Source organism: uncultured Gimesia sp. (genome assembly GCF_963972345.1).
Taxonomy (GTDB): Bacteria; Planctomycetota; Planctomycetia; order Planctomycetales; family Planctomycetaceae; genus Gimesia.
Genome location: NZ_CAXAVM010000342.1, coordinates 1 through 3,016, shown reverse-complemented (window position 1 = coordinate 3,016; position 3,016 = coordinate 1). Strand labels below are relative to the sequence as shown.

Genomic DNA, 3,016 nt, shown 5'->3' with positions numbered 1-3,016 from the left:
CGAATTAATCGAAGTGACCAGTGAATTAAACTGGCAAAACGATCCGCAGCTGTTATCACGGGTTGACGAATTATGTGAAACGCTTACACAAATGAAACTGGAACGCGAGCAGAATATCGCCTCTGGAAAAACTCATGCTGAAGCAGATCATCAGGACTGGTTTGTCGACATCTCAGTACCCGTCAGGCAGGCTGCTGCCGAAACAATTCGAGAGTCGGATATGTGACGCCTCTTCTTTGTGGATTCAGGTGATCAGCATCAGCGTCAACAGGCGGTTTAATGTAATCCGTAGCGGCTCATTTTATAATGCAGGGTCCGCACACTCACTCCCAACAGTTTGGCTGTCTTTTCCCGATGGTAATCACAGGAAGCGAGTGCGGCAGTAATGGCTGCCTTCTCTGCGACTTCGGTTGCTTCCACCAGGGTTTTGACAGGCACCGAGGAAGAGGAGAGTTCGGGATTCAACTCGACGGGTAGATCTGTTGCATGAATGATTTCGCCCGGCAGGGTTACCACCAGTCGTTCAATCACATTGCGGAGCTGCCGCACATTTCCCGGCCAGCGCGCCGAAACAAGCTGCTGCATTGCCTCGGGGGAAACCTGTTTCAAAGGCCTGTTATGCCTCTGACAGAAATGTGTCAGGAAATGCTCGATCAACAGAGGGATATCATCTCTGCGTTCGCGGAGTGCCGGTATATTAATGGGGATCACGTTTAATCGATAATACAGATCCTCACGAAACGAGCCATCTTCAATCAGGGGCTCGACCGATTTGTTGGTCGCAGAAATAATACGGGCATCGCTGGTAAATACTTCTTCGCCTCCCACCCGCATGAACTGCTGTGTTTCCAGGACCCGCAGTAAATCCACCTGACTTTTGGCGGGCATCTCCGTCACTTCGTCGAGAAAGAGCGAACCACCCTGGGCCTGCTCGAAGCAGCCCGGTTTCTGACGGGTAGCACCGCTGAACGATCCTTTTTCGTGTCCGAACAATTCGCTTTCCAGCAGAGTTTCGGGCATGGCACCGAGGTTCACGGCAATAAACGGACCGCTGCAACGATCACTCAAATCATGTACGGCGCGGGCAATCAGTTCTTTTCCCGTGCCGCTCTCTCCCTGAATCAGAATCGTCGCATCGGTCGCTGCGACCTGACGAATCTGCTGAAACACATCGTTCATCGCAGCACAGTTCCCGATGATGTTGGAAACCTCACCGGCGTTGACGAGCCGATTCCTCAATTCAAGGTTTTCGGTCTGCAAGCGATGATGTTCTCGCGCCTTGCGAACCTGGTGCCGGATCAGATCCAGGTCCAGCGGCTTGGTAATAAAGTCAAAGGCTCCCAGACGCATGGATTTGACTGCCGTTTCCACGGTACCATGTGCGGTAATGACGATCGCCGTTGTCTGGGGGCGGATGCGCAACACCTGATCGATCAGTTCCAGACCATCCATTTCACCCGGTAAGCGGACATCGGCAATCACCAGTTGGAAAAATCCTTCACGGAATTTCGTGAGCCCTTCTTCCGCATTGGGTGCTGTCTCCACCACATCCGCTTCACGAGCCAGGCCTTTGGCCAGTCCCGAACGAATGTTGGGTTCATCATCGATGATCAGTATTCCAAATCCATCAAAGTTCATGGTTTCTCGTCTATCGGCAGTATCACGGAAAAAGTGGTCCCCTCGGCACCTGTTTCCAAATCGATGGTGCCATCATGTTGTCTGACTATCTTTTCACATAGTGCAAGTCCCATGCCGGTTCCCTCATTCCGCGTGGTAAAGTAGGGGTCAAAGATACGATCCCGGTACTCGACGGGTATTCCTCTCCCTGTATCGGCCACCTTGATCCGCAGCCATTCGCCTTCTTTTTGCAGACCGATTGAAAGCGTCCCACCGTCAGGCATGGCCTGCAGCGCATTTAGTGCGAGATTCAGGAGTACCTGGTCCATGTGAACCGGGTCCGCCTTGATGGTCGGGAGGCTTTCCTCTGCAAGATTCACTTCCACTTTCACTCGTTGCTGTTCTGCCTGTGGTCGAATAAACCGCGCCAGTTTTTTGATCGAAGCCGCCAGGTCCACATCGGAGCGTCCCGGTTCTGACATGGAAGCATAGTCCCGAAATCCCTCCAGCACAGAAGTGAGCCGTTTTATTTCTGTATGAATCACCCCCAGCATTTCATCGACTTCCTCGCCGGTCGCCTGGCTCACCAGGGCTTCATCCAGCAGTTGAACGTGGAGAGAGAGGGCACTCAGCGGATTTTTTATTTCGTGTTGCAGCCCAGTGGCCAGGGAGCCCAGGCCGGCATATCGCTCCATCCGCCGCAGTCTCTGTTCCATCAACACCCGCTCTGTGACATCGCGAACGTGGATGACGGTCCCGAGTTCTGCCTGTTGCTCATTCCTCAGCAGGCTGCAGCCCGCCCGGAGAGTCTGTTCGTGCCCCTGTGTTGTAATGGTATAATCGCAGTCTCGGACAGGGGAATGATGCGCATTGACATGACTGCAGATCACCGACAGCAGGGTATGTTCAATGCCCACAACAGATAAAGGCTGATCCACGACTTGCCCCTGTAAGCCGAGTAATTCGATTCCGCGGGGATTGATACTGGTGATGACTTCATCACGATCCGTAGTCAGGACTCCCTGATCCATACTGGCCAGCACATCACTTGCCATTACTTTGACTTCACGTAGAGAACGCTCGCTGTTCAGATAGGCGCGCACGAGTAATGCCAGCGCCACAGCGGTTGCAAGGATATTCAATACCAGCAGGATCGATAACTGAGACTGAAACCGCAGTTCCACCGCCAGTTCGCGTGCCACCGCCAGATCACTGTCAGGCAGGTCCCGGATGATCCGCGCGACAATTTCCTGTTCATGCTGGAAATCCGCCAGAATCCACAGGGTGACGATGAGTCCTGTCAGACTCAGTATCGCCAGACCGCCAATCGCCAGTTGAAATCCGCGACTGACGCGCGTCTCATAGACTTGAAACATCTATTCGTTCCCTGCCCTCCTCA

Annotated in this window: 3 protein-coding genes; 1 reads left to right on the top strand and 2 read right to left on the bottom strand. The window is 53.3% G+C overall.

Going from position 1 to position 3,016, the window contains the following annotated elements:
* A partial coding sequence (locus tag AACZ40_RS28790; RefSeq protein WP_339677093.1) for a hypothetical protein occupies positions 1–226 on the top strand: 226 nt, incomplete at its 5' end.
* Positions 227–276: 50 nt separating this feature from the next.
* On the opposite strand, the gene AACZ40_RS28785 is transcribed toward AACZ40_RS28790, so the two are convergent.
* Both AACZ40_RS28785 and AACZ40_RS28780 read right to left on the bottom strand, forming a co-directional pair.
* Positions 277–1,638, bottom strand: a complete 1,362-nt coding sequence (locus tag AACZ40_RS28785; protein WP_291166549.1) for a sigma-54 dependent transcriptional regulator — start codon at positions 1,636–1,638, stop codon at positions 277–279.
* Positions 1,635–2,993 carry an ATP-binding protein gene (locus tag AACZ40_RS28780; RefSeq protein WP_291166547.1) on the bottom strand — a complete coding sequence of 453 codons (1,359 nt, stop codon included), beginning with the start codon at positions 2,991–2,993 and terminating at the stop codon, positions 1,635–1,637. Before AACZ40_RS28780 ends, AACZ40_RS28785 begins: the two co-directional genes overlap by 4 nt.
* Between the last annotated feature and the right edge of the window lie 23 nt (positions 2,994–3,016).

Excerpts from the sequence above, each read along its gene's own strand:
- AACZ40_RS28780 (WP_291166547.1), bottom strand. The coding sequence starts at position 2,993 with ATGTTTCAAGTCTATGAGACGCGCGTCAGTCGCGGATTTCAACTGGCG.
- AACZ40_RS28785 (WP_291166549.1), bottom strand. The coding sequence starts at position 1,638 with ATGAACTTTGATGGATTTGGAATACTGATCATCGATGATGAACCCAAC.